17 protein-coding genes, 2 tRNA genes and 3 rRNA genes are annotated in these 22,948 nt (G+C 61.4%); 7 read left to right on the forward strand and 15 right to left on the reverse strand.

The genetic code is table 11. The features are described from left to right. The gene (locus JYK05_RS18655) at positions 1-870 is read right to left on the reverse strand and encodes a proteasome-type protease (protein ID WP_206468790.1); all 870 of its coding nucleotides are present in this window, start codon (positions 868-870) and stop codon (positions 1-3) included. 178 nt (positions 871-1,048) lie between these two features. Between JYK05_RS18655 and JYK05_RS18660 the strand changes: the two genes are divergently transcribed. After that, on the forward strand, positions 1,049-2,617 hold the full coding sequence (locus tag JYK05_RS18660; protein WP_206468792.1) for a 3'-5' exonuclease family protein: 1,569 nt from the start codon (positions 1,049-1,051) through the stop codon (positions 2,615-2,617). Here JYK05_RS18660 and JYK05_RS18665 read toward each other — a convergent pair. Then, positions 2,614-3,357 carry an SDR family oxidoreductase gene (locus JYK05_RS18665; protein ID WP_206468794.1) on the reverse strand — a complete coding sequence of 248 codons (744 nt, stop codon included), beginning with the start codon at positions 3,355-3,357 and terminating at the stop codon, positions 2,614-2,616. The genes JYK05_RS18660 and JYK05_RS18665 overlap by 4 nt on opposite strands. A gap of 133 nt (positions 3,358-3,490) precedes the next feature. Here JYK05_RS18665 and JYK05_RS18670 point away from each other — a divergent pair, with 133 nt between their 5' ends. Further along, positions 3,491-4,393 (forward strand): LysR family transcriptional regulator, encoded by a 903-nt coding sequence (locus JYK05_RS18670; RefSeq protein ID WP_206468796.1) that lies wholly within the window; start codon positions 3,491-3,493, stop codon positions 4,391-4,393. Positions 4,394-4,481: 88 nt separating this feature from the next. Here JYK05_RS18670 and JYK05_RS18675 read toward each other — a convergent pair whose 3' ends face one another. From JYK05_RS18675 to JYK05_RS18685, 3 genes are all read right to left on the reverse strand, one after another. Further along, a complete protein-coding gene (locus JYK05_RS18675; protein ID WP_175942273.1) occupies positions 4,482-4,949 on the reverse strand; it encodes an HU family DNA-binding protein in 468 nt (155 codons plus the stop codon). 202 nt (positions 4,950-5,151) lie between these two features. Then, complete coding sequence (locus JYK05_RS18680; RefSeq protein WP_206468798.1) at positions 5,152-5,910, reverse strand: endonuclease/exonuclease/phosphatase family protein; 759 nt, start codon at positions 5,908-5,910, stop codon at positions 5,152-5,154. Next, positions 5,907-8,282, reverse strand: coding sequence for a VTT domain-containing protein (locus JYK05_RS18685; protein WP_206468800.1), 2,376 nt, complete (start codon positions 8,280-8,282; stop codon positions 5,907-5,909). Before JYK05_RS18685 ends, JYK05_RS18680 begins: the two co-directional genes overlap by 4 nt. Before the next feature lie 211 nt (positions 8,283-8,493). Here JYK05_RS18685 and JYK05_RS18690 point away from each other — a divergent pair, with 211 nt between their 5' ends. The 4 genes from JYK05_RS18690 to JYK05_RS18705 all read left to right on the forward strand — a co-directional run bounded on the left by JYK05_RS18690 (position 8,494) and on the right by JYK05_RS18705 (position 11,097). After that, positions 8,494-9,522, forward strand: a complete 1,029-nt coding sequence (locus JYK05_RS18690; RefSeq protein ID WP_206468801.1) for an aldo/keto reductase — start codon at positions 8,494-8,496, stop codon at positions 9,520-9,522. Between the two features lie 105 nt (positions 9,523-9,627). Further along, entirely contained in the window at positions 9,628-10,242 is a 615-nt protein-coding gene (locus JYK05_RS18695) for a LysE family translocator (RefSeq protein WP_175942281.1), read from the forward strand. Positions 10,243-10,541: 299 nt separating this feature from the next. After that, positions 10,542-10,712, forward strand: coding sequence for a hypothetical protein (locus tag JYK05_RS18700; protein WP_175942283.1), 171 nt, complete (start codon positions 10,542-10,544; stop codon positions 10,710-10,712). A 223-nt stretch (positions 10,713-10,935) separates the two neighbouring features. Beyond that, positions 10,936-11,097 carry a DUF1328 family protein gene (locus JYK05_RS18705; RefSeq protein WP_044042785.1) on the forward strand — a complete coding sequence of 54 codons (162 nt, stop codon included), beginning with the start codon at positions 10,936-10,938 and terminating at the stop codon, positions 11,095-11,097. Between the two features lie 75 nt (positions 11,098-11,172). On the opposite strand, the gene JYK05_RS18710 is transcribed toward JYK05_RS18705, so the two are convergent. Continuing rightward, a complete protein-coding gene (locus tag JYK05_RS18710) occupies positions 11,173-12,258 on the reverse strand; it encodes an MBL fold metallo-hydrolase (RefSeq protein ID WP_206468802.1) in 1,086 nt (361 codons plus the stop codon). Between the two features lie 332 nt (positions 12,259-12,590). On the opposite strand from JYK05_RS18710, the gene JYK05_RS18715 reads away from it, so the two are divergent. Further along, entirely contained in the window at positions 12,591-12,926 is a 336-nt protein-coding gene (locus JYK05_RS18715; protein ID WP_206468803.1) for a hypothetical protein, read from the forward strand. Positions 12,927-12,935: 9 nt separating this feature from the next. Here the strand turns inward: JYK05_RS18715 and JYK05_RS18720 are convergent, their stop codons facing one another. The 9 genes from JYK05_RS18720 to JYK05_RS18760 all read right to left on the reverse strand — a co-directional run bounded on the left by JYK05_RS18720 (position 12,936) and on the right by JYK05_RS18760 (position 22,707). Continuing rightward, positions 12,936-14,720: an IlvD/Edd family dehydratase gene (locus JYK05_RS18720; RefSeq protein ID WP_206468804.1), complete on the reverse strand. Its 1,785-nt coding sequence runs from the start codon at positions 14,718-14,720 to the stop codon at positions 12,936-12,938. Positions 14,721-14,835: 115 nt separating this feature from the next. Further along, entirely contained in the window at positions 14,836-15,834 is a 999-nt protein-coding gene (locus JYK05_RS18725) for a LacI family DNA-binding transcriptional regulator (RefSeq protein WP_206469660.1), read from the reverse strand. A 47-nt stretch (positions 15,835-15,881) separates the two neighbouring features. Further along, on the reverse strand, positions 15,882-16,511 hold the full coding sequence (locus tag JYK05_RS18730; protein ID WP_241269949.1) for a hypothetical protein: 630 nt from the start codon (positions 16,509-16,511) through the stop codon (positions 15,882-15,884). A 179-nt stretch (positions 16,512-16,690) separates the two neighbouring features. Then, positions 16,691-16,804, reverse strand: a 5S ribosomal RNA gene (gene rrf, locus JYK05_RS18735). Between the two features lie 141 nt (positions 16,805-16,945). Beyond that, a 23S ribosomal RNA gene (locus JYK05_RS18740) occupies positions 16,946-19,827 on the reverse strand. Between the two features lie 288 nt (positions 19,828-20,115). Continuing rightward, positions 20,116-20,191: transfer RNA gene (locus JYK05_RS18745), tRNA-Ala, on the reverse strand. Positions 20,192-20,261: 70 nt separating this feature from the next. Beyond that, a tRNA-Ile gene (locus JYK05_RS18750) sits at positions 20,262-20,338 on the reverse strand. A gap of 63 nt (positions 20,339-20,401) precedes the next feature. Then, positions 20,402-21,933 (reverse strand): 16S ribosomal RNA (locus tag JYK05_RS18755). The 16S, 23S and 5S rRNA genes sit together here with 2 tRNA genes alongside, the layout of an rRNA operon. A gap of 429 nt (positions 21,934-22,362) precedes the next feature. Then, entirely contained in the window at positions 22,363-22,707 is a 345-nt protein-coding gene (locus JYK05_RS18760; RefSeq protein ID WP_206468805.1) for a DUF4148 domain-containing protein, read from the reverse strand. Positions 22,708-22,948 lie beyond the last annotated feature (241 nt).

A 22,948-nucleotide genomic window follows, 5' to 3' on the forward strand; every position in this document is an offset into this window, starting at 1 on the left:
TCATTCCGGCGGCAGGTTGCCCGCGCCGTCGACATCCTCCGCGAGCGTCTGCGCAGGCGCATCCGAACCGGCGGGCAGATCGCCGATCACGAGCCGCGGCACCGTGTTGTCGGCCTCGCGCCGGCGCAGCGGCACGTCGGCGAGATCGGTCCACGTCGGGTTCGGAATCTCGCCGAACAACTGCCGCAGCCGCTCGCCCCACGTGCGGTTGATCATCTGGTAATACGCGCTGTTGTTGTCGAGCGTGGCAAAGCGCGTGACGCGCAGCGCGTCCTTCTCGTAGACCAGCAGATCGAGCGGCAGACCGACCGAAAGATTCGAGCGCAGCGTCGAATCCATGGAAATGAGCGCGCATTTCGCGGCTTCGTCGAGCGGCGAGGCCGGTGTAATCACGCGGTCGATGATCGGCTTGCCGTACTTCGATTCGCCGATCTGAAAGTACGGCGACACGCGCGTCGATTCAATGAAATTGCCGGCCGCGTACACCATGAAAAGGCGCGGACCCTGCCCGTGAATCTGGCCGCCGAGAATGAAGCTGCAATTGAAGTCGACGCTGAACTCAGCGAGCGACAGCGCATCGCGCCGATGCACTTCGCGCACCGCATCCCCCACGATGCGCGCGGCTTCCGCCATCGTGGTGCAGCTATAGAGCGTCGGCGCGTGATGGTCGGCGGGCTCCGCGAGCAACTGCGTCACCGCTTGCGTGAGCGCCAGGTTGCCGGCCGCGAGCAACACGATCACGCGCTCGCCCGGCTGCTCGAAAACAGCCATCTTGCGAGCGGCGCTGACGTGGTCAACGCCAGCGTTGGTGCGCGTGTCGGACAAGAAGACGAGACCCTCGTCCACGCACATGCCCACGCAGTAAGTCATGTCGAAAGTTCCGAAAACAAAAAACCAAACCACTATTGTACTGATCTGTATGCGCATCGCATGGCGCATGCACGTTTTTGCTTAACGGCAACGGTGCGCCGTGGCTTGAGCGCGAATGCGGATGCGCGTTTCGCGATAGACTCGGCGCACTGCGCCTCCTTTCGTCCCCGCTGCCTTCATGCAAGAAGATTCCCTCGCCGACGCCCTCCTCGCCGGGCTTGCGCGTCCCATCGTGTTCGTCGATCTCGAAACCACCGGCAGCGATGCCACCGTGGACCGCATCACCGAAATCGGCGTGGTCGAGGCGAGCACGGCGGGCATCGAGCGATGGAGCGTGCTCGTCGATCCGGGCGTGCCGGTGCCGCCGTTCATCTCGCGCCTCACGGGTATCGACGACGCCATGCTGCGCGGCCAGCCGACGTTCGAATCGCTCGCGCCGGCGCTGGCCGAGCGGCTGCACGGCAAGCTCTTCGTCGCGCACAACGCGCGCTTCGATTACGGCTTCCTGAAGAACGAATTCCGTCGCGCGGGCATCGCATTTCGCGCCGATACGCTGTGCACCGTGCGGCTGTCGCGCGCGCTCTTTCCATCGGTCGAGCGGCATGGTCTCGATGCGCTCATCGCGCGGCTCGATCTCGCGCCGCAAGGACGCCACCGCGCGCTCGCCGATGCCGACCTGCTCTGGCAGTTCTGGCTGAAGATTCACGCGCTCTATTCGCAAGACCTCGTCGATGCGGCCATCAAGACGCTCGTGAAGCGCGCGAGTCTGCCCGCTGCGCTGCCCGAAGGCGCGCTCGACGCGCTGCCTTCCACGCCCGGCGTCTATCTCTTTCACGGCGACGACGACGTGACGCTCTACGTCGGCAAGAGCATCAACCTGAAGCAGCGCGTGACGGCGCATTTCTCGGGCGATCATCGGCTCGCGAAGGACTTGTCCATCTCGCAGGCGATACGGCGTATCGAACATCGCGAGACCGTCGGCGAGCTCGGCGCGCTGCTGCTGGAAGCGAAGCTCGTCAAAGACTTGCGGCCCATTCACAATCGCCTGCTCAAGCGCGTGTCGCCGGCATGCGCGTGGCAATGGCTGCCGGGCGCGCCCGCGCCGGTGCTGCTGCGCGCCGACAAACGCGATCTCTCGCGCGAGCCGCATCTCTTCGGCGTGTTCGCGTCGCGCGGCAAGGCGCATGCGTTCATGCGCCATCTCGCCGATGAACACAATCTCTGCGCGACGACGCTCGGTCTGGAAAAAGCGCCGCCCGGACGAATGCGCGGCTGCTTCGGCTTTCAGGTGAAGCGCTGCCTCGGCGCGTGCGCGGGCGTCGAATCGCTCGCGGATCATGCGGCGCGCGCGCTCGTCGCACTCGATGCGTCGCGCATCGTGCGCTGGCCTCACGACGGCGCCGTCGCGATCGCGGAGCGCGACGAGCAGACCGCGAGCGAAGCCTGGCACGTGATCGATCGCTGGTGCTATGTGGGCACGTGCGCGTCGCGCGACGCTATCCCCGCGCTGCTCGCGAGCGCGCCGGAGCTTCGCCCGTTCGATGCCGACGTGTACAGCCTGATCGCGAAACGCCTCGCAGCGGGACAACTCGAATGGATCGCGTGCGACGCGCGTCCCGCATTCAGCCTCGTCATGCAGCAAGCACTGGCGTTGCCGGCCGTATCGCACGACAAGCGGACGGCGCCGCGCCGCCGCGCCCTCACTTCACCGACTGGCAGCGCGGGGCAACTCGCGTTGTCTGTCTAGGCGACGCCGCCGTTCGCGCGCAGCACTTGCCCGTTGACCCAGCCCGCATCCTCGCCGACGAGAAACGCCACGACCGACGCGATATCGTCCGGCTGACCGAGACGTTCCAGCGGCGGCATCTTCGCGAAGTTCGCAACCTGCTCGTCGGTCTTGCCGTCGAGAAAGAGCGCAGTGGCAACCGGTCCCGGCGCGACCGCGTTCACCGTGATGCGCCGCCCGCGCAACTCCTTCGCGAAGACATGCGTGAACGCTTCGACGGCCGCCTTCGTCGCGTTATAGACGGCGTAGCCCGGCATATTGAGCGCGAGCGTTGTGCTCGAAAAGTTCACGATGCGCCCGCCGTCGTTCATGCGCGACGCCGCTTCGCGCAGCGTATTGAAGGTGCCGCGCACGTTGATGTCAAACGTGTGGTCGTAGAGCGCGTCGCTCGTATCGGCGAGCGGCGTCGGCTTCAGCACGCCCGCGTTATTGATGAGCGCATCGACCTTGCCGAGTTCGGCTTCGACCGTATCGAACATGCGCCGCACGTCATCGGCCGATGCAACGTTGGCCTTCACCGCGATGGCCGCGCCCCCCGCCGCGCGCAGTTCATCGACGAGCGCGTTCGCTTCCGTCGCACTCGTTGCATAGTTCACCGCGACCGCGAAGCCCTCGCGCGCGAGCCTTCGCGCAATCGCCGCGCCGATGCCGCGCGACGCACCCGTGACGATCACCACACGTTTTGCTTGTGCCTGACTCATGACTCGCTCCTTGAAAGTGGCTGCTGAATGCGATGCATCATGAATCATTCGGCATGAGCGATCATCGGGCGCGGCTTAGTATCATCGTTCCAGTTGCTTTAACAATTCAACGCACAACAAAAGGCCCGGAAACATGGATCGCTTTCAGGAGATGCAGGTGTTCGTGCGCATTGCGGAGCGCCACAGCTTCACGCAAGCCGCCGACGATTTGCAGATGCCGCGCGCCACCGTCACGAATCTGATGAAGCGTCTCGAAGAACGCCTCGGCGCGCGTCTGCTCGAACGCACGACGCGCACCGTGCGCCTCACGCCCGATGGCGAAGCGCATTACCGGCGTTGCGTGCGCCTCATACAAGATCTGGAAGAAGCGGAGGGTTCCTTTCGGCATGCTGAACCGAAGGGCCTGCTGCGCGTAAATCTGCAGGGCACGCTCGCGCGACGCTTCATCGTGCCAGCGCTGCCCGCGTTTCTCGAACGCTATCCGCAGATCGAATTGCATGTCGGCGAAGACGACCGGCTCGTGGATCTCGTGCGCGAAGGCGTCGATTGCGTGCTGCGCGCGGGCACGCTGCAAGATTCGTCGATGATCGCGCGGCGCGTCGCGTTGCTCGAACAAGTGACGGTGGCGAGTCCGGCGTACCTCGCGCGACACGGCGCGCCGGATGACTTGCGCGCGCTCGAATCGCATCGCGCGGTCAACTACGTATCGAGCGCGACGGGGCGCGCCGTGCCGCTGGAATTCGGTGTCGACGGGACCATCGAATCGGTCGAGCTTCCATCGGCTATCTCCGTCACGGGCGTCGAGCTTTACACGCAGGCGGCGCTCGCGGGCCTCGGTATCGTGCAAGTGCCGCGTTATCACATCGACGATGCGCTCACGGACGGTCGCCTGCAATGCGTGCTGCCGGCGTTTCCTCCACCGCCGATGCCGGTGTCGCTGCTGTATCCGCATAGCCGTCAATTGTCGGCGCGCGTCAGGGTTTTCGTGGATTGGGTAGCGTCCGTCTTCGACGGAGCGAACGCACGCGACAGCTAACGCGGCGCAATGCAAAAGAGGCCAGCTTTCCGCGAGGAAAGCTGGCCTCTTCAGGCACCGACGGATACGTCGAGCGCGAATTTGGAGCTTAGGCTGCTGCGTCCTTCAGCTTCTTCAGCGCGCGTGCCTTGATGCGCACGCTTGCGGGCTTGGCCGGGAACCAGCGCTCTTCGCCGGTGAACGGGTCTTTGCCGAAGCGCTTCTTCTTCGCCGGAACGGCTTGCGCGGAGATCTTCAAGAGACCCGACAGCGTGAATTCGCCCGAACCCTTCTTGTGAACGGAACCGAGAATGGTGTCTTCCAGCGCGACCAGCACGGCCTTGACTGCCTTCACATCCACCTCGGCGCGCTCTGCCAGATGCGCGGCGAGCGATGCCTTTGTGAACGTGTCCTTGACCGGTGCGAAGGTGCCCGGCGTCTTCTTGGCGGCAACCGTCTTGCTGGCTACTTTCTTCGCGGCAACCTTCGTGGCTGCTTTCTTGGCCGGTGCGGCGGTCTTTGCCGTGGCCTTCTTGGCCGTGGCTTTCTTAGCAGCGGTTTTAGCGGAAGTCGGCATGTTTCTCCTACCTGTTTGGTCGTTGATATCGAATACGTCCGCACCGATGCGTGCGTATCACGCCGGATTCTACATACGCCGGACGCGTTCGTGCGAGTCTTTTGCGTTTTTATATCGTTTTTTCAGGGCTTTTCGTGACATGCGTGGCTTGCTGCTGACACGTACATGCCTCACAACAGCATCGCTTCCGCTTGCACATGCATCAGCCGCCGTTGGTCGAAGCGTTCGCGATATGCGCGATGAGCGGATAGTGATCCGATGCGATGCGCGAAAGCCGCGTGCGATGCACGTCGACGCGCATGAGCCGCTCGCCGGGATGTACCCAGATGCGATCGAGCGCGAAGAGCGGCCAGCGCGTCGGAAACGTGCGCAGCGCGCTCGCACGATGAAAGTGCGTGACGAGGCGCCGCAGCGTGCGGCCATAGACGAACCATTCGTTCAGATCGCCCAGCAGGATCACGGGAAGCGCGGGCGTGTCGAAGCTCTGAAGCACCTGTTCGACCTGCGCGCGACGCTCGCTCGATGCGAGTCCCAGATGCGTCGCCACGACGCGCCATGTTTCGCCGCCGCAGTCGATGTCCGCATCGAGCGCGCCGCGCGGCTCGCGGCTGCCGAACGAAAGATCGAGCGTGCGTACCGCCTGCACCGGATAGCGCGTGAGCACGGCGTTGCCATAGCGGCGCTCGGGGGTATCGAGCGTCGGACCGGGCACCGCATACAGGTTCGTCATGCGTTGCAGCAAGTCCAGCACGTTGGGCGAACTGCGGCCGCCTAGCGGCACTTCCTGAAGCGCGAAGATGTCCGCGTCGATTTCGGCGAGCACTTCGCCGATGCGCTCAGGCGCGAACTTGCCGTCGATGCCCACTGCGCCATGCACGTTGTACGTCGCGATGCGCAGCTCCTTGGCGCGCGCCGCGGTCGCGCTTTCGATGTCGATTCCGGCGTCGTGCATCAACGTCATGAGCTGACCTCGTCGTGGCTTCGGGGCGTTGCATTCGGCGCTGCGTTCGGCGCTGCATTCGCCGATGCATTCGGCGCCGCATCGCGCGGAATCGCGTTGCGATCGCGCAGGACGCTCGCACGCGCCGCTTCTTCGCTTGCGCGCGCTCGGTCTTCGTCGCTCGGCGCGCCTTCGTGCACGACTTCTTCCTTCGGATCGGCGCGGCCCAGAAAGCGTTGCAGCAGGATCGACACGGCGATCAACACCGCGCCGATGCCGATCAGCACCGCGAACGAGCCGACCGTCGGATGCCGCAGCGAAGCGATGAGCTGATGCGCGAACGCGACCGTCAGCACGATGCCGGGTCCCATGCCGAGCAGCGTGCCGATGAGAAAGTCCCGCATGCGAATGTGCGACGCGCCCGCCACCATGTTGACGATGGAAAACGGCGCGACAGGCAGCAGCCTCAGCACGACGACCGCGACAATGCCGCGCTTGGCGACGCGTTCGGAGAGCCGGTTGACGCGCGCGCCCGCGAGCTTGCGCACCGCATCGCGGCCGAGCCAAAGACCCAGCAGATACGAGACGGCGGCCGATGTCATGGTGCCTGCGAATGCGTACACGCAGCCCCATCCTGCGCCGAACACGAGGCCGGTCGTCGCAATGAGCAGCGTGACGGGCACCGAAACGACGGCCGCCGCCGCGAAACACAACACGATCCATAGCGGCGCGAGCGGCAACGCGTCGATGCGCCGCGTCGCGCTCGTGAGCGACTTGAGGTTCACGTACTCGCCGAGCGGCGTCCAGTGCCATGCAGCCGCCACGCCGACCGCCAGCAGCGCGAGCACGCCGAGCAGCGCGAAGCGGCCGATGAGCGGCCGCGTCTTTTCGGCGGGCACGAACTGATCGACGAGTTCATCGGCGGCAATGGGCGTTTCGGGATCGATGAGCGCGTCGGGCGGAATGAGCTGATCGAGTTCGCGCGACACCACGGGATCGAGCGGCACCAGCGTGCGGTGTTCGTCGCGATCGCGCGAAAGAGCCGTGATCGCCGCATTCAGGCCGCCGCGTGCTTCGCGCTCCCGGACGACATCCTCGACTTCGCAGCCGAGATGTTCCGCGAGCAGCGTGTCGCGCATCTTCGCAATCGCGCGGCGGATGCGCGCGTCCGCGCCCGCATCGATGGAGACATTGCATTCGCTGTCGAGCACCATCGAGCGATTGTTCAGATTCGCCGAGCCGACGATGAGCAGGTCGTCGTCGACGATCATCAGCTTGCTGTGCACGTTGACGATCTGCTCGCCGAGATCGGGCACCGTCGGACATAACAGACGATACCGGCCGTGCCGGTCCGCCTGCTTCAAAAGCGCGTGCAAACGGGCGCGCAGCACGCCCATCGTGACTTCCTGAAGCCAGCCGCTCTGATTGCGCGGCACCACGATGGCGAGATCGGGACCGTCCTCGCGCGCGAGCGAATCGGAGAGCGCCGCGCCGATGGAGCCCGACGTGAAGTACTGGTTCTCGATATAGATGCTGCGCCGCGCACGCGCGATGGCGTCGAGGTATTGCGTGCGAATCTGCTGCACGGCGGGGCGTCCGAGATACGCGGGCTCGGTGAGCGAAAGCGCGATCTGCACATCGTCGATATCGACCGCGCGCGAAGGGGGCCACGGATCGCCCTGCCACGCCGCGCGATGCGCGCGGATCGCAAGCCGTCTGCCGCATGCGCGCGACCAGCGCTCGCGAGCGAGCAGGCCGACTTCTCGCGCGGCGTCGCCATCGAACATGGAGTGGACATCGTGAAACGGCTGATACGCGGTACCGTTCGCGTCGCGCCGATGCGGGTCCGCCGGCGCATGCGCGGGCGTGTCCCAGCGCGAGCGCGTCAGGTCGAGGCCGCCCACGAACGCGAGCCGGTCGTCGATCACGACGACCTTCTGATGCTGCGAGCCGCCGAGCGGATGCTTGCCGTCCATCTGGAACGCGACGCGCCGATGCGTGCGCCAACCCATCTTGTAGACGGGCAGCCATTCGCGCTCGAAGGCGTACAGCATCGCGAAGTCCCACGCGAGGATGTAGATGCGCAGCCGGCGCTTCTCCGCCGCGATGGCATGCAGGAAGTCGCCGAGCGCTTCGGGATAGCCGTCGTTCGCGCCTTCGGGCGTGAGCTTCATGCGGCTGTCAATGTCCCAGCCGAGAATGAACACGGTGCGTTCGGCGCGCGTGATCGCCTCGCGCAACACGCGAAAATAATCCGACCCGTCGATGAGCAGGCTGAAGCGGTCCGCATGACGCACGCTTGCGCAGTTGCGTCCGGGCTCGAAGAAGGAAGCGCCGAGGTCGTCGGTCGTCGTGGCGTTCGCACGGGAAACGCCCGTGGATGTGTCGTTCAAATGCTCTCCGTGTGAGAAGGCATGCGCAAGAGGTCTCGCGTCAGCAGTTTGCAAGCCGCATGCCCGCGAGCCGCAGTGGCCACAGTCGCCGCTGCGCGCGAACGGCGCTTGCGGTAGTCTCGTCAATCGACGTTATCGACGTTATCGGCGTTCACTGCAACGCGTGAACGACATCCTTCTTCAACGCAGCGTTCAACGACAAGGACACGCAATGGAATATCGACACTTAGGCGCTTCCGGCTTCAAGGTTCCGGTGCTGAGCTTCGGCACCGGAACGTTCGGCGGCAAGGGCGAATTCTTTCAGGCCTGGGGCGAGACCGACGTGAGCCAAGCGCGCCAGCTCGTCGACATTTGCCTCGATGCGGGCGTCACCATGTTCGACTCCGCCGACATCTATTCGCACGGCTCGTCGGAATCCATTCTCGGCGAGGCGCTCAAAGGCCGGCGCGACAAGGTGCTCATCTCGACCAAAGCCACCTTTCGCTTCGATGCGGACGATCCCAACAGCGTCGGGTCCTCGCGCTTTCATCTCATCAACGCGGTCAACGATGCATTGAAGCGCCTCCAAACAGACTACATCGACCTGTTTCAGCTGCATGGTTTCGACGCGAAAACGCCGGTGGAAGAGACGCTTTCGACGCTCGACGATCTCGTGCGCGCGGGCAAGATCCGCTATACGGGCGTATCCAACTTCTCGGGCTGGCATCTGCAGAAATCGCTCGATGTCGCGGACCGTTATGGCTATCCGCGCTATGTCGCTAACCAGACGTATTACTCGCTGATCGGCCGTGACTACGAATGGGAACTCATGCCGCTCGGTCTCGATCAGGGTGTCGGCGCTGTCGTCTGGAGTCCGCTCGGCTGGGGGCGTCTGACGGGCAAGATCCGGCGCGGACAGCCGCTGCCCGAATCGAGCCGGCTGCACAAGACGGCCGACATGGGGCCGCCCGTGCCGGACGAGTATCTGTACCGCGTCGTCGATGCGCTCGATGCGATTGCCGCGGAAACCGGCAAGACCGTGCCGCAGATCGCGCTCAACTGGCTGTTGCAGCGTCCGACGGTGGCCACCGTGCTGATCGGCGCGCGCAACGAGGAACAGCTGAGGCAGAACCTCGGCGCGGTCGGCTGGAAACTGACGGCCGAACAAGTCAAGCGGCTCGACGAGGCGAGCAAGGTGCGCCCTGCGTATCCGTACTGGCATCAGGAAGGCTTCTCGGAGCGTAATCCTTCACCGGTGTAACGGCCGGCGCGCGCCGTACCGGGATTCATATGCGCATCTGTACCGGTACTGTACAGATGCGCGCCCGTACACTGGCAGCAATCCACCTTCCATTCGGATTGCGCCATGTCCTCTACTCTCCTCAGCGCCCTGCCCGCTGCCGCGCTTTTCGCGCTCGTCATGAGCATCACGCCCGGCCCGAACAACACGATGCTGCTCGCCTCGGGCGTCAACTTCGGTCTGCGGCGCACGGTGCCGCATGTGCTTGGGATCAGCGCGGGCGTGGCGCTTCTGATGCTGGCCGCAGGCTTCGGTCTTGCCGAGGCGTTCGGCCATCTGCCGTGGCTTTATACGGTGCTGGAAACCGCGAGCGTCGCGTACCTGCTGTATCTCGCATGGAAGATCGGCACGTCTTCGTCCGTGCAGACGCGCGACGGCGAGCGTCGCCCGATGCGCTTTCACGAAGCCGTCGCGTTCCAGTGGGTCAATCCGAAAGCGTGGATGATGGTGCTGACTGCCGCGACCACCATTCATCTGCACGCGAGCCTTTCGCTGAATGCGGCGTTCATGGCGCTCGTGTTCATCGTGATCGGCCTGCCGTGCATCACGGCGTGGGCAGCGTTCGGCGTGTCGCTGCGGCGCTTTCTCGCCAATCCGCGACTGTTGCGCCTCTTCAACCTGACGATGGCCGCGTTGCTTGTGCTGTCGCTGTATCCGATCGTCGCGCATTTCTTCGAATGACGCTCGTCTTGAAACGCGAGGCCCGGCGGCAATAAAGCGCTTTGCCGCGACGCAGGACCGGCGCATACTCGGCGTACGCGCCGGCCAGGCAAAACTTGCCGTCCCGCTTGCAAGAATGGGACGGCATTTTTCTATCCGCGTCTCTGTCAGACTGCCAAGACGATCGCGCGCAACGTCCCGTAAGCGATCCTTTAAGGCAGCTTGACCTGCCGCTTCATAGCCGATGCGGCATGCCGGTCTGCTCGTTCTTCGCGCCATATGCGATGGCGCGGCCTCGCAATCCGTTCAAGGAGTACGCCATGTCTGGAGCCAACCGCCCATCCGGTCCCGCCACGCGCAAAGCCCTCGACCTCGCCGATCAGATCGAGCGCGACGAATTGGAGAACCACTTGCTGGATGCGCAAAGCCGCGTCGACGACGACGACGAAGACGACGAGGAAACCGACTCCGATCGCACGCCGGGACGTTAGCCCGCTGACGAGCGCGCCCGACGCCGCAATGCCCTTTCGCACGGGGCGTTGCGGCGTTTTTGTTTCTGCGGCCGGCACATCCGCCGAATTAGGCACAGCGGTTGCTTTGACCCTCGTGCCGCCAAACCCTGAACAAAAGCGCGGCACGACCGATGAGCGAAGGCGGCAACGGTTTCAGTCCGCATGCAAATCGAACTACCAACCGAACCCCGTAGGAGGCCTCATGCTCCGTTACGCTGCAATATTTTTCATCATCGCGATCATCGCGGCCGTTTTCGGCTTCGGCGGTATCGCAACGGGCGCGGCGGAAATCGCCAAGATCCTGTTCTTCATCTTCATCGTGATTTTCCTCGCGACTTTGCTGCTCGGCGTGTTCAGGCGATGACGATTGGTTCATCGCATGCGTTGCAAGCGGAACGCGCGGGCCGGATGGCCCGCGCGTTTTGCAAAGTGCTTATTGCTACGGCGTGCTTACGGATTTCTGCGCGACCGGCGCATCGAGACGAACCGTTTGTCCATGCATGAGCACCGTGAAGGCATCGGCGGGCAGACCTGCTTTTCCAACCGCTTCTGCCAGACGACGCGGCGGCTCGTCGAGCGGTTCGTCGGTAAGTTCGAATGTGCCCCAGTGGACGCCGATGGCCCGCTTCGCATGGATGTCCTCGAAGATGCGCACGGCCTCTTCCGGATCGACGTGCTGCGCATGCATGAACCAGCGCGGGTCGTAGGCGCCGACGGGAATTAATGCGAGATCGAAGCCGCCGAAGCGCGCGCCTATGTCGCGAAAGTCCGGCGAATAGCCGGTGTCGCCCGCGAAGAAGAACGAATAAGGACGCGCCGATCCCGGCGGTGTCTTGACGACCCAACTGCCCCATAAAGTCTCGGCGCGATCGAACGGCGTGCGAGCCGACCAGTGTTGCGCGGGCGCGAACCAGATATCGAGGCCGGCGGCGTGTGTTTCATCGCCCCAATCCAGCTCTTCGGCGTTCGTAATGCCGACGCTCGTCATCCACGCTTTTACGCCCATTGGAACGAGAAAACGCGGCGGGCCTCCCGCTTGGCGGTTCAATGCCTCGACGCTCGCTTTGTCGAGATGGTCGTAGTGATTGTGCGAGATCAGCACGACATCGATATGCGGAAGCTCATCGAGCGTGAGTCCGGGCGGCGTCTTGCGCTTCGGCCCGATGAATGTGAACGGCGAAGCGCGCTCGGAAAATACAGGGTCGGTCAGCACGTTGACGCCGTTTATCTGCACGAGTGCAGTCGAATGACCGATCCACGTGAGCGTATCGACGCTACGGTTCGACTTGAGGAACCCAACGTCCGGACGCGCAACAGGAAAGCGATAACCGTTTGCGGGCGGCTTCGGCAATCCCTGCGTGAAGCGTTGCCATTGCCACTTCCAGAATGATTCGCGCGGCAAATGCCCGTAGTTGTTCTCGAAGCCCGACGACGTGTGCTTCGCGTGATGCAGCGGCTGCGGTTCGTTGGACGTTGGCTTCGCTTCGTCACCCACGGCATGTCCTCCGGCGGCGCAGCCAGTCATGAGCGCAAGCGTACAGACAGCCATACGCACGTATGGCTTGACGAAACTGGCAGCAGCATAGGCGAAGCGCATGTCGTGATCTTGAGATGAGATTTCCGCATTGCACATTCGTTCATACGGAATGTAGAAAGGGAGGCCATGCCCCGGTTGACAGAACGTCCACGCGAACGACACGGTAGACGCCAGCCCCATGAACAAAGGCTCAGGAGCAATATGCGCGCCCTCGGCCCGCTTCTTGCCTCTGTCTGCGGCGCTGATCTCAGCGACTCAAAGAAACCAACAGCGGCGCGCATGCAGGATCGCGCAGTACGCCAGCAATACACGGGGGCCCCATGGGCAGCAGCAAATACAGAAGTCTCGCGTCACGCACGTTCAACCCACAACTTCACCCGATGCACGCGATGCTGGTTTCGCGCAGCGCGTCGCATATTGCGAGCGCGTTCACGGAAACCGGACGCGACGAAGCCCTTGCAGAAGGCATCGCCGCTGTCATCGCGCATTGCGGACACGCGGGGCTCGGGCTCTTTCTCGCGGCTGTGTGGCACTGGCTCGACGAGCGCGACTATTACGACGCAGCGGACGCGGTTCAGGACTACATCGAGAAGGGCAAGATGCCGAAGTTCAAGGCCAAGCCACAGACCGCGCGCCCGCGTGACGCGCGTCTGTGACCTGACTGCTCAGTGCGAATGCCGCGGATTGCCGCGCGTTTCGATGACCTTCAGGTAGAGCGTCGCGGGCTCGAGACATCCGCCCGTCGATAGCTGACCCACGGTCTGCCGATAAAGCTCCTGCCACGGCGTTTGCGCGACCGGCACGGCAAACGCCGCGTCCTTGCTGCGGCTTTGCAGTTCCGCTTCATCGATCAACACGTTGACGGAGCGCGCGTTCAGATCGACGCGTATGCGGTCGTTGGTGCGCAACAGCGCGAGGCCGCCGCCGACCGCTGCTTCCGGCGACATGTTGAGAATCGACGGACTTGCCGACGTGCCGCTTTGCCGGCCATCGCCCATGCACGGCAGGGAATCGACGCCTCGCTTGATCAGGTCCGCGGGCGGCGCCATGTTGACCACTTCCGCGCTTCCCGGATAACCCACCGTGCCGCAGCCGCGAATGACGAGAATGCAGTGCTCGTCGATTTCGAGCGACGGGTCGTTGATGCGGGCGTGATAGTCCTCGGGGCCATCGAAGACAATGGCACGCGCTTCGAACACGTTCTCGGCGCCCGGCTCGCTCAGATACGTCTTCCTGAATGCCTCGCCGACCACCGACATCTTCATGATCGCGCTGTCGAAGAAGTTGCCCGACAGGACCATGAAGCCCGCGCCGTGCATCAGCGGTTCGTCGGCGGTACGGATCACGTCCTGATCGGCGACGGGCGCTTCATCGGCGATCTCGCCGATCTTGCGGCCGGAAACGGTAAGGCAACCGCGACGCAAAAGCCCCGCTGCATCCAGTTGACGCAGCACGGCAGGCACTCCGCCCGCGCGATGGAAGCTCTCGCCCAGATATTCGCCCGCGGGCATGCAGTTGACGATGAGCGGAATCTCTTCGCCGTAACGCTGCCAGTCTTCCAGACTCAGTTCGATGCCCATGTGCCGCGCAATCGCGATCAGATGCGGCGGGCAGTTGGTCGACGCGCCGAGCGCGGACGCCACGACGATCGCGTTGATGAACGCATCGCGCGTCATGATCTTCGACGGGCGCATGTCCTCTCGCACCATGTCGACGATGCGCTTGCCCGTTGCGTACGCCATCTGTCCGCGCTCGCGATACGCGGCGGGAATGCTCGCGCACGTCGGCAAGGACATGCCGAGCGCTTCGGCAAGGCTGTTCATCGAGAGCGCGGTGCCCATCGTGTTGCAGTGCCCAATCGAAGGCGACGAAGCCGTCGTCAGGCGCATGAAGCCTTCGTAGTCGATCTCGCCGGCCGCGAGCAAATTGCGCGCATGCCAGATGACCGTGCCGGAGCCGACGCGCTTGCCTTCATACCAGCCGTCGAGCATCGGGCCGCCGGAGAGCACGATCGACGGCATGTCGACCGTTGCCGCCGCCATCAGGCAGGCGGGCGTGGTCTTGTCGCAACCGGTCGTCAGCACGACGCCATCGAGCGGAAACCCATGCATGATCTCGACGAGGCCGAGATAAGCGAGATTGCGATCCAGCGCGGCGGTCGGGCGGCGACTCTGCTCGGCGAGCGGATGCACGGGGAATTCCATCGGAATGCCGCCCGCATCGCGGATACCAGCTTTCGTGCGCACCGCAAGCTCGATGTGATGCCGATTGCACGGCGCAAGGTCGCTGCCGGTCTGCGCAATGCCGATGATCGGCCGGCCCGACTGCAACTCTTCGCGCGTGAGACCGTAGTTCATGAACCGCTCGACATATAGCGCGGTCATGTCGGCATGCGAAGGGTCGTCGAACCATTCCTGACTGCGCAGGCGGCGGGGTGTCTGTTGGGACATGGCGTCTCTCTCCGTGGGGTTTGCTCTCGCGCTCTCGCGTTCTCGGCGCGCGAGCCCGGTATAGTTACCGGTAACATCGGAACATGTTAGCACGCATTCGTGCGACGTCTAAGGCTCAGGCGCTCTCTCGCGCCAGCACCTGATACGCGATTCGCACCCGCTTGCTCGCGTGCTTGACGGCGCCCTGTTCGCGTTCTTCGAGCGCGGCCAGCAATACCTCGCCCGTGCGCAAGCCGATGCCATACGCATCGACGGATACGGTCGTGATCGAAGGCGTGCAACATGCCGCGACCTCGAAGTTGCCGAAGCCGGCTACCGCGATGTCGCCGGGCACCGAAAGCCCACGCCGGTGACACTCCATTATCGCGCCAAAGGCCGACATGTCGCTCACGCACATCACGGCCTGCGTGTCCGGCCACGCGGCGAGCAGCGACGCGATGGCGGGTCCGCCGTGGCTCATCGTAATCGGCGATTCCCCGAGACGCACGACGCGTTCAGCGTCGAGACCGAGGGCCTTCATCTCCATGCGAAAGCCCTTGAGGCGGTCGAGGCCGCGTCGATCGAGTTCGCTCGCCCCGCCCACGAAGCCGATGCGCTGATGGCCGCGCTCGGCGAGATAGCGCACCATCTCGCGCGCGGCGTTGACGTTGGAAAAGCCGACCGCGGCATCGATGGGATCGCCCGGGAAGTCCCACATCTCGACGACAGGCACGCCTGAGCGGCGCAGCAAGGTGCGCGTCGCATCCGTATGACGCGAGCCGGTCAGCGCGATGCAGCGCGGCTGGTGCCGCAGCATCGAGCGAATCAGGCTCTCTTCGCGGTCGAGGTGATAGTCGGTGTCGCCGATCAACAATTGCAGGCCGTGCGGCTCCAGCGCGGCGGCGAGGCCGCGGACGGTATCGGAGAAGTTGGAACTGGCAAGCGACGGCACCATGACCGCGACGAACTCGGAGCGCCCGGAGGAAAGCGCGCCTGCCGCGGCATCGGCCACGTAGCCGAGTTCGTCGATGGCCTGCTGTACGCGTTCACGCGTCGCCGATGCAACGCTATGACCCGCCAGCACGCGCGACACGGTCATCTTAGACACGCCGGCAAGCCGCGCGACGTCCGACATGCGCGGCGGGACGCGCGGGAAATCTTCGGTAGGAGCAGATACGTTGCTCAATCGACCCTCGCCCAGCCGTCCGGACGCTGCTCGAGCGTGACGTGCAGCTTCGTTTCGCCGGCTTCGCGGTCGGCGGCGGTGAGGTCGGAAAACGCGCGCTTGATGTCGCGGTCGTCGGCCCAGGGCGCGACGTTGTCGAGCTTGTACGTGTAAGTGACGTCGGAACGATGCGTGGTCGGGTCGGGCTCCGTCCACGCGGTCACCTTGTCCAGCTTGACGCGCGCGTAACAAATCATCGAGACGCGGGAGTCCGCTGTGGCGTTGGGATCGCCCGCCTGGCGCACGGTTTCCACCGCATATTTCTGACCTTCGCCGGTCAAGCTGTAGGCGACGCCGTCCTGCTTTGCATTGGCGTTGGCGGGCGCCGCAGCAGTGCGCGCGATTAAGCCGCTCTTCTCCAGCGCCGCCAGTTGCTCGCGCAAGGCCGCGGCCGAATATTCGTTGAGATCGCGATTGCTATAGGTAGACGGAAACGTGAAGGGACCCCGGCCGCTGCGATTCAGGCATAGCAGGCCGCGGTTGGTCTTCATGTCAGCGGAAATAGCATCGCCCAAGGTGGACTCGCTCGCATCGTTCTTTTTGCCACAGGCCGCAGCCAACAGCACGACGCTGACAGCGGCGATCAACAGGCTCGTTCTCATGTGCGCTCCGGTGGTATCGGCGTAGTAGTACACCTGCCGATGCCATTCTACCGACAGAATTGTCGCCTCCGGGAAGCGTCGGCGTCGGGATTTTTGCTGAATCTGCCGCCTCAAACGCAAAAGCCCCACCTTTTCGGGGTGGGGTTTTTGTTTTGCAAGGGGGAGCCTGACGATTACCTACTTTCACACGGGCAATCCGCACTATCATCGGCGTGGAGTCGTTTCACGGTCCTGTTCGGGATGGGAAGGGGTGGGACCGACTCGCTATGGTCATCAGGCTTTAAGGGGATGTTGTCTCGCGTTGAGGGCGCGACAACCAATCGGGGAAGAAGTAGTGGTTTGGGGTAGTGACTGTGGGCACAGTCGCTACTCAACCGGTGGCGCACCCGCTTCGGGGTGGCTTAAGACACACCAGTTATAGGATCAAGCCTTACGGGCAATTAGTATCAGTTAGCTCAATGCATTACTGCACTTACACACCTGACCTATCAACGTCCTGGTCTGGAACGACCCTTCAAGGGGCTCGAAGCCCCGGGGATATCTCATCTTAAGGCGAGTTTCCCGCTTAGATGCTTTCAGCGGTTATCTCTTCCGAACATAGCTACCCGGCGATGCCACTGGCGTGACAACCGGTACACCAGAGGTTCGTCCACTCCGGTCCTCTCGTACTAGGAGCAGCCCCCTTCAAATATCCAACGCCCACGGCAGATAGGGACCAAACTGTCTCACGACGTTTTAAACCCAGCTCACGTACCTCTTTAAATGGCGAACAGCCATACCCTTGGGACCGGCTACAGCCCCAGGATGAGATGAGCCGACATCGAGGTGCCAAACACCGCCGTCGATATGAACTCTTGGGCGGTATCAGCCTGTTATCCCCAGAGTACCTTTTATCCGTTGAGCGATGGCCCTTCCATACAGAACCACCGGATCACTATGACCTGCTTTCGCACCTGCTCGACTTGTCGGTCTCGCAGTTAAGCACGCTTATGCCATTGCACTATCAGCACGATTTCCGACCGTACCTAGCGTACCTTCGTACTCCTCCGTTACGCTTTGGGAGGAGACCGCCCCAGTCAAACTGCCTACCATGCACTGTCCCCGATCCGGATCACGGACCAAGGTTAGAACCTCAAACAAACCAGGGTGGTATTTCAAGGACGGCTCCACCGAAACTGGCGTTCCGGTTTCATAGCCTCCCACCTATCCTACACAGATCGGTTCAAAGTCCAATGCAAAGCTACAGTAAAGGTTCATGGGGTCTTTCCGTCTAGCCGCGGGGAGATTGCATCATCACAAACACTTCAACTTCGCTGAGTCTCGGGAGGAGACAGTGTGGCCATCGTTACGCCATTCGTGCAGGTCGGAACTTACCCGACAAGGAATTTCGCTACCTTAGGACCGTTATAGTTACGGCCGCCGTTTACCGGGACTTCAATCAAGAGCTTGCACCCCATCATTTAATCTTCCGGCACCGGGCAGGCGTCACACCCTATACGTCCACTTTCGTGTTTGCAGAGTGCTGTGTTTTTATTAAACAGTCGCAGCCACCAGTTTATTGCAACCCTTTCACCCTCCTGGCGCAGGCCAGTCAAGCTACCAGGGCGTACCTTATCCCGAAGTTACGGTACCAATTTGCCGAGTTCCTTCTCCCGAGTTCTCTCAAGCGCCTTAGAATACTCATCTCGCCCACCTGTGTCGGTTTGCGGTACGGTCATCGTTAGACTGAAGCTTAGAGGCTTTTCTTGGAACCACTTCCAATTGCTTCGTGACCGAAGTCACTCGCGCCACACCCTTGAATTACGTGCCCGGATTTGCCTAAGCACCTTCTCCAATGCAGCGACCGGGACGTCCAACACCCGGACAACCTTCCGCGATCCGTCCCCCCATCGCATCTAACAATGGTGCAGGAATATTGACCTGCTTCCCATCAGCTACGCATTTCTGCCTCGCCTTAGGGGCCGACTCACCCTACGCCGATGAACGTTGCGTAGGAAACCTTGGGCTTACGGCGAGGGGGCTTTTCACCCCCTTTATCGCTACTCATGTCAGCATTCGCACTTCCGATACCTCCAGCACGCTTTTCAACGCACCTTCGCAGGCTTACGGAACGCTCTCCTACCATGCGAGTAAAACTCGCATCCGCAGCTTCGGTGACTGGCTTGAGCCCCGTTACATCTTCCGCGCAGGACGACTCGATCAGTGAGCTATTACGCTTTCTTTAAAGGGTGGCTGCTTCTAAGCCAACCTCCTGACTGTTTTAGCCTTCCCACTTCGTTTCCCACTTAGCCAATCTTTGGGACCTTAGCTGGCGGTCTGGGTTGTTTCCCTCTTGACACCGGACGTTAGCACCCGATGTCTGTCTCCCGTGATTGCACTCTTCGGTATTCGGAGTTTGCTATGGCGTAGTAATCCGCAATGGACCCCACAACCATGACAGTGCTCTACCCCCGAAGGTGATACACGAGGCACTACCTAAATAGTTTTCGGAGAGAACCAGCTATTTCCAAGTTTGTTTAGCCTTTCACCCCTATCCACAGCTCATCCCCTAACTTTTCAACGTTAGTGGGTTCGGTCCTCCAGTACGTGTTACCGCACCTTCAACCTGGCCATGGATAGATCACTTGGTTTCGGGTCTACGCCCAGCAACTGATCGCCCTATTCGGACTCGCTTTCGCTACGCCTGCCTTAATCAGTTAAGCTCGCTACTGAACGTAAGTCGCTGACCCATTATACAAAAGGTACGCCGTCACCCCTTACGAGGCTCCGACTGTTTGTATGCATGCGGTTTCAGGATCTATTTCACTCCCCTCCCGGGGTTCTTTTCGCCTTTCCCTCACGGTACTGGTTCACTATCGGTCGATCACGAGTATTTAGCCTTGGAGGATGGTCCCCCCATCTTCAGACAGGATTTCACGTGTCCCGCCCTACTTGTCGTACCCCTAGTTCTTTCATACTGTTTTCGCTTACAGGGCTATCACCTGCTATGGCCGCACTTTCCAGAGCGTTCAGCTAACAATACAAATAAAGAGTACAGGCTCTTCCCATTTCGCTCGCCACTACTTTGGGAATCTCGGTTGATTTCTTTTCCTGCGGTTACTTAGATGTTTCAGTTCACCGCGTTCGCTTCACATAGCCTATGTATTCAGCTATGGATACTCCATACGGAGTGGGTTTCCCCATTCGGACATCTTCGGATCAATGCTCGTTTGCCAGCTCCCCGAAGCTTTTCGCAGGCTACCGCGTCCTTCATCGCCTGTGATCGCCAAGGCATCCACCACATGCACTTGTTCGCTTGACCCTATAACGAGTGTGTCTCGCGACACCTCTGTCATAGGCTGAGTATTCGCGTTGTGCCGTATTCCAAGTCATCAATGAAGATCACTTTTCATACTCGATACAATCACTACCCTGACTACCCTACTCACACCCATCTCTAAGTGCTTTCAGATAATCTCTTTACTACTTCTTCCTGATTGTTAAAGAACGTTTAGCCGATAGGTGTCTTGCAATACCTACAGCATCAACTGGCTAGCAATCGCCAATGCTTAACATTCACTGCTCGTGAACGCTAGGCATTGAAGATTGATGGTGGAGGATGACGGGATCGAACCGACGACCCCCTGCTTGCAAAGCAGGTGCTCTCCCAGCTGAGCTAATCCCCCGCGTCTATTGACCCTGCCCTCTTCGAGGGTGGGGCCTTCGTAAGCGCTCACGCGCTAACGACCGCCGACATGGTGGGTCTGGTTGGATTCGAACCAACGACCCCCGCCTTATCAAGACGGTGCTCTAACCGACTGAGCTACAGACCCTTAGCCTGTTTCTAAACCACAGCCGATAAGCGTGAGCGCTTAACTTGGTGTGCGAAGCTCGAGAAAGGAGGTGATCCAGCCGCACCTTCCGATACGGCTACCTTGTTACGACTTCACCCCAGTCATGAATCCTACCGTGGTGACCGTCCTCCTTGCGGTTAGACTAGCCACTTCTGGTAAAACCCACTCCCATGGTGTGACGGGCGGTGTGTACAAGACCCGGGAACGTATTCACCGCGGCATGCTGATCCGCGATTACTAGCGATTCCAGCTTCACGCAGTCGAGTTGCAGACTGCGATCCGGACTACGATCGGTTTTCTGGGATTGGCTCCACCTCGCGGCTTGGCAACCCTCTGTTCCGACCATTGTATGACGTGTGAAGCCCTACCCATAAGGGCCATGAGGACTTGACGTCATCCCCACCTTCCTCCGGTTTGTCACCGGCAGTCTCCTTAGAGTGCTCTTGCGTAGCAACTAAGGACAAGGGTTGCGCTCGTTGCGGGACTTAACCCAACATCTCACGACACGAGCTGACGACAGCCATGCAGCACCTGTGCGCCGGTTCTCTTTCGAGCACGTCCGCCTCTCAGCAGACTTCCGACCATGTCAAGGGTAGGTAAGGTTTTTCGCGTTGCATCGAATTAATCCACATCATCCACCGCTTGTGCGGGTCCCCGTCAATTCCTTTGAGTTTTAATCTTGCGACCGTACTCCCCAGGCGGTCAACTTCACGCGTTAGCTACGTTACTAAGGAAATGAATCCCCAACAACTAGTTGACATCGTTTAGGGCGTGGACTACCAGGGTATCTAATCCTGTTTGCTCCCCACGCTTTCGTGCATGAGCGTCAGTGTTGGCCCAGGAGGCTGCCTTCGCCATCGGTATTCCTCCACATCTCTACGCATTTCACTGCTACACGTGGAATTCTACCTCCCTCTGCCACACTCAAAGCCTGCCAGTCACCAATGCAGTTCCCAGGTTAAGCCCGGGGATTTCACATCGGTCTTAACAGACCGCCTGCGCACGCTTTACGCCCAGTAATTCCGATTAACGCTCGCACCCTACGTATTACCGCGGCTGCTGGCACGTAGTTAGCCGGTGCTTATTCTTCCGGTACCGTCATCCTCCACCGATATTAGCGGCGAAGTTTTCTTTCCGGACAAAAGTGCTTTACAACCCGAAGGCCTTCTTCACACACGCGGCATTGCTGGATCAGGGTTGCCCCCATTGTCCAAAATTCCCCACTGCTGCCTCCCGTAGGAGTCTGGGCCGTGTCTCAGTCCCAGTGTGGCTGGTCGTCCTCTCAGACCAGCTACAGATCGTCGCCTTGGTAGGCCTTTACCCCACCAACTAGCTAATCTGCCATCGGCCGCCCCTACAGCGCGAGGTCCGAAGATCCCCCGCTTTCCTCCGTAGATCGTATGCGGTATTAATCCGGCTTTCGCCGGGCTATCCCCCACTACAGGACACGTTCCGATGTATTACTCACCCGTTCGCCACTCGCCGCCAGGCCGAAGCCCGCGCTGCCGTCCGACTTGCATGTGTAAGGCATGCCGCCAGCGTTCAATCTGAGCCAGGATCAAACTCTTCAGTTCAATGCCTGTTACTGTTTTCGGTTCCGTTAGAAACCGGTCGCTCACTCAACGTACTGACGATGATTAATCCGTCCTAAGACAGATAAACCTTCCTCTGATACTTCGTGTGAGACTCTTGATACTTTTGCTTATGCCGCAGCGCCTAAGCACCGCAACCGCACTCGCCATCAAGCGCCCACACTTATCGGCTGTTAGTTTTTAAAGAGCAATTGCACAAGAATCGCGTTGCTTATTTGCTTGCTTTCTTGCGCGCCGTCATTCAACGGGAGGCGAATTATGACTGGCGCAAGACAGGTAGGTCAACCCCTTTTTCCAAATTATTTTCGGGCGACGATTAGGCACTAAAAACGAGAGGTAAAAACGCGCCAGTGCGTGCATTCACAGCACGATATCCGTCTGGCGCGCAGAGCATCGCTATGATTCGGGCGCTCAGTTTCCGAAGAATGGTACGCAGAAGTCCGCCGGACCGACGCAATCCGCCGCCGCAGACGACGAGCCGCCGCGCCGCATAGACCCCGAGGCACCTCCGCCCGAATGCATGCCGCCGTAAGCCTCTTGCGCATTCCGCGCTGCGACCTTGGCCTCCGCCGCCTGAATGTCCGCGGGGTACGTCGCGTTCTCTCCCGTGGCCGGCGAGAATCCGGCCCGCTCCAGCTGCACGAGTTCAGCCTTGACTTGTGCGCGAGTCACCGGGCCCGTCTGGGCCTGAGCGAATGCAAACGCCGGCGCGACGAAAGCGGCGACCGACAAGACAACTTTAGCGATGGTGTTCATGGTGAGTGCAAACTCCGACGAGTAGGGTAGACGTGGATCGCACGCGATCCGCTAACCTCGCTCGGCCCGGGTTCCAAGCATTGAGGCTTCGAATGGTTAACCGCGGCACATCGCGATCTATTCCATCGCGAGAAAACTCGCATGCCGTGCGTGTTCGTCAAATCGTTGGCTATCACCCAACACGTCTGGCGCTCGCGAAGATACGCGCCGGCGACAACGTCGATGCATGCGCCGGCGGGGG

This window comes from Caballeronia sp. M1242, from assembly GCF_017220215.1.
Lineage (GTDB): Bacteria > Pseudomonadota > Gammaproteobacteria > Burkholderiales > Burkholderiaceae > Caballeronia.

Excerpts from the sequence above, each read along its gene's own strand:
- JYK05_RS18655 (WP_206468790.1), bottom strand. The coding sequence starts at position 870 with ATGACTTACTGCGTGGGCATGTGCGTGGACGAGGGTCTCGTCTTCTTG.
- JYK05_RS18660 (WP_206468792.1), top strand. The coding sequence starts at position 1,049 with ATGCAAGAAGATTCCCTCGCCGACGCCCTCCTCGCCGGGCTTGCGCGT.
- JYK05_RS18665 (WP_206468794.1), bottom strand. The coding sequence starts at position 3,357 with ATGAGTCAGGCACAAGCAAAACGTGTGGTGATCGTCACGGGTGCGTCG.
- JYK05_RS18670 (WP_206468796.1), top strand. The coding sequence starts at position 3,491 with ATGGATCGCTTTCAGGAGATGCAGGTGTTCGTGCGCATTGCGGAGCGC.
- JYK05_RS18675 (WP_175942273.1), bottom strand. The coding sequence starts at position 4,949 with ATGCCGACTTCCGCTAAAACCGCTGCTAAGAAAGCCACGGCCAAGAAG.
- JYK05_RS18680 (WP_206468798.1), bottom strand. The coding sequence starts at position 5,910 with ATGACGTTGATGCACGACGCCGGAATCGACATCGAAAGCGCGACCGCG.
- JYK05_RS18690 (WP_206468801.1), top strand. The coding sequence starts at position 8,494 with ATGGAATATCGACACTTAGGCGCTTCCGGCTTCAAGGTTCCGGTGCTG.
- JYK05_RS18695 (WP_175942281.1), top strand. The coding sequence starts at position 9,628 with ATGTCCTCTACTCTCCTCAGCGCCCTGCCCGCTGCCGCGCTTTTCGCG.
- JYK05_RS18700 (WP_175942283.1), top strand. The coding sequence starts at position 10,542 with ATGTCTGGAGCCAACCGCCCATCCGGTCCCGCCACGCGCAAAGCCCTC.
- JYK05_RS18705 (WP_044042785.1), top strand. The coding sequence starts at position 10,936 with ATGCTCCGTTACGCTGCAATATTTTTCATCATCGCGATCATCGCGGCC.
- JYK05_RS18710 (WP_206468802.1), bottom strand. The coding sequence starts at position 12,258 with ATGACTGGCTGCGCCGCCGGAGGACATGCCGTGGGTGACGAAGCGAAG.
- JYK05_RS18715 (WP_206468803.1), top strand. The coding sequence starts at position 12,591 with ATGGGCAGCAGCAAATACAGAAGTCTCGCGTCACGCACGTTCAACCCA.
- JYK05_RS18720 (WP_206468804.1), bottom strand. The coding sequence starts at position 14,720 with ATGTCCCAACAGACACCCCGCCGCCTGCGCAGTCAGGAATGGTTCGAC.
- JYK05_RS18725 (WP_206469660.1), bottom strand. The coding sequence starts at position 15,834 with ATGTCGGACGTCGCGCGGCTTGCCGGCGTGTCTAAGATGACCGTGTCG.
- JYK05_RS18760 (WP_206468805.1), bottom strand. The coding sequence starts at position 22,707 with ATGAACACCATCGCTAAAGTTGTCTTGTCGGTCGCCGCTTTCGTCGCG.